The organism is uncultured Brachyspira sp. (genome assembly GCF_944390595.1).
In the GTDB taxonomy this organism is placed as follows: Bacteria; Spirochaetota; Brachyspiria; order Brachyspirales; family Brachyspiraceae; genus Brachyspira.
Map to the genome: position 1 here is coordinate 1 of NZ_CALXRN010000052.1, position 3137 is coordinate 3137.

The 3137-nt window shown below is 27.0% G+C and carries 2 protein-coding genes; both read right to left on the minus strand.

What is annotated here, in order from left to right:
• Positions 1 to 1740: ankyrin repeat domain-containing protein (locus tag Q0J90_RS02865; RefSeq protein ID WP_297276475.1), on the minus strand; the 1740-nt coding region annotated here is incomplete at its 3' end.
• Positions 1741 to 2016: 276 nt separating this feature from the next.
• Positions 2017 to 2862: an Rpn family recombination-promoting nuclease/putative transposase gene (locus tag Q0J90_RS02870; RefSeq protein WP_297276476.1), complete on the minus strand. Its 846-nt coding sequence runs from the start codon at positions 2860 to 2862 to the stop codon at positions 2017 to 2019.
• Between the last annotated feature and the right edge of the window lie 275 nt (positions 2863 to 3137).

Sequence of the window (3137 nt, forward strand, 5' to 3'; positions counted from 1 at the left end):
TGCAATTTCTCTAAGTTCAAGATTCTCTGCCATATCTAAAGCAGTATCTCCATCGTCATCTTCTATATTTACATCGGCTCCTTTTTCTACTAGAAATTTAACAAATGATTCATTAGATTTTCTTGTACAAGCCCACATTAAAGAAGTGTATCCATTATAATCTTGAGCATTAATATCTGCACCTTTTTCTAATAAAACTTCAGCTAATTTTATACGATTTTCCTGAAAACTTATATTATAAAAACTACCTTCAAGCATACCAAGATGTATCAAAGGAGTATATTGGTTTTTATTCTTTATGTTTACATCAGCACCTTGCTCTATTAAAAAATGAGCTATTTCAAAGTCTGGCATAGTAGTAAGAGTTTTGTTTAAAGCTGTGTATCCTTCATTATCTTGGGCATTTATATCAGCATTTTTTGAAACTAAATATTTTATTACGTCTATATTTATTTCCAAACTAGGTTTACATGCTAATATTAAAGCAGTACTTCCTCCTTTCTGAGAGTTTACATCAGCACCGTTTTCAACTAATAATTTTACTGTTTCTAAATTATTTACACCATACATTAAGGCTGTATTTCCATAATTATTGAAAGCATTTATATCTGCACATTTTTGTATTAGAAGTTCTAGCACTTTTATATTATGAATTCTGGAAGCATACATTAAAGCTGTGTATCCTACATTATCTTGGGCATTTATATTTGCCCCTTTTTGTATTAGAAGTTCTACCACTTTTATATTATGAAGTTTGGAAGCATACATTAAAGGTGTCTTTCCATCCTCATTTGTTACATTTATATCTGCACCTTTTTGTATTAGAAGTTCTGCCACTTTTATATTATGAAGTTTGGAAGCATACATTAAAGGTGTCTCTCCATCCTCATTTGTTACATTTATATCTGCACCATTATTTATTAAAAATTCTGCAGCAGATGAATTTTCATTTTTATAATAATAATATATATAGTCAGGATGTTCATTATCTAATGAGAGTAATAGGGGAGTTTCTACTGAGCTATGTTCAGAATGTGTTTTAGCATTTACATCGGCACCTTTTTCAACTAAAAATTTAACCATATCATAGTCATTTCTTAAAGCTGCTATCATTAAAGGAGTATAATCATAATCAGATCTACCCGTCTTTATTCTTGACTCTAAATCAAAACCATTTTCAACTAATATTTTAAACATTTCTTTATTTTTATCAAAAGATTCTGAAATTCTATAGGATATATCAAGAAGAGATGTTCCTTCATCGTTTTTAGTATTTACATCAGCACCATATTTTATTAATAAATTAAGTATTTTTACAGCATTTTCTGTTTCATTTTCTTGTCCGCGACTATTATGCTCAATACTATAATATAATGCAGTTTCTCCTGCTGTATCTCTAATGTTTACATCGGCACCATTTTTTAATAAAAATTCAACCATTTCATAATTTGTATCTCTAGCAGTATACATTAATGCTGTAGCACCTGCTTTATCTTGAATATTGACATCAGTACCTTCTTCTATAAGTAATTTTGCTATATCATAATATCCGCTTACAGAAGCATTTATTAAAGCTGTTCTATCATAAGAATCTAATGCATTACAGTTTGCACCTTGCTCTAAATATGACTTAACTTTTTTTATATTATTATTTTCTACAGCGGAAAATAACGATTCATCTAAAGTTTTAGAATATAAAAGAATATTAAACAAGAATAATATAATAAATACTTTTTTCATATATACCCCCTAAGTATATGCTGATTATATATTAATTATTATACTTTGTCAATTAAAATGGATTTTATTAAATATAAAATTAATGAATTTATTTTATGCTTTTAAATAAAAATAAATTTTTATTATAGTTTTATTTTTATAAAAAATTATTCTCTCGCTCTGCGTACCTTCGGTATAGTATATGACCGCCTTAGGCGAATTTGTCATATGCTCATAATTTTTTTATTTTTATTTATACACAAAAAACTTGTTCGCATTATTACGAATGTCAGGCACTCACAAGTTTTTTATTTCTTCTATACTTAAGCCTGTTAATTCACTTATAAGATTTAAATCCATATCTCTAGCTTTCATATTCTTTGCCATAGATATTGCTTTATTTTTTTCACCTTGTTCTATTCCTTCTTTAATTCCTAATCTTCTTTCTTCCTCTAGCATTATTTGATTGCCATATAGATAAGCTTCTCTTTTATCATACTCATTCATCATTAATCTATCTTTAATAAAGTTATTGTATCTTTTCTGTACTTCTTCCATTATAGGTTTTTCTTTTACTAAATCTGACATAATTTCCCCCTTATTATCCTTCATTGTGAAAAATTTAAGCCAGCAATTTAAATCTGGCTGTAATATATTATATTTAAATTTCTTGAGTTCAATTATATGAATTTGTAAATGATCGGTAAGTAATCTTTTATTATTTGTGTCATAAATCATATAGCAAGAATGTATGGAGTCATTATCATCTAAATTGAAATTAAGTAAGTTGATACTTATTACAGGTGTTAAAGCATCATACTTTTCTCCATGTTTTAATAATTTACTGTAATTAGATGCCCAATAATATAATATACGTTCTGGAAATCTTGAATTACCTTGTAACTGTATTTCTATAATGACAACTGTACCATTTTTAGTTATGCATTTAACATCTGCTATTGTTTCTTTATCTTGATAATTTTCCTTATAATTGAATGGAGTAAGTATCTCTACACTTCTAAATGTCTTCATATTAGAATCAAGCATTATTGAATTTATAAAATCAAGAAGTATAAGGTTACTGTCTGGCGATGAGAATAAATATCTCACAAAATAGTCATTCAAAACATTAATACTTCTCATAACTTTATTATACTAAAATAACTATAAATGTAAAGCTAATGTTCTAATCATAAATTAACAAGCTATTTTTTTATAAGTTTATTAGTAGTAAAATAATAAATTGTATTATCTAAAGAATTTTTTATCTAAATATTCTTTTGATAGCCTTAATACAAAAGGTCTTCCATGAGGGCAGTTTGTAAGTATATTTTCTTCTTCAAGCAAATCAAGCAATGTCTGCATATCGCTGTTTGAAAGTTTATCTCCAGCCTTTGGAGAATATTTGCATGATATAG

Excerpts from the sequence above, each read along its gene's own strand:
- Q0J90_RS02870 (WP_297276476.1), bottom strand. The coding sequence starts at position 2,862 with ATGAGAAGTATTAATGTTTTGAATGACTATTTTGTGAGATATTTATTC.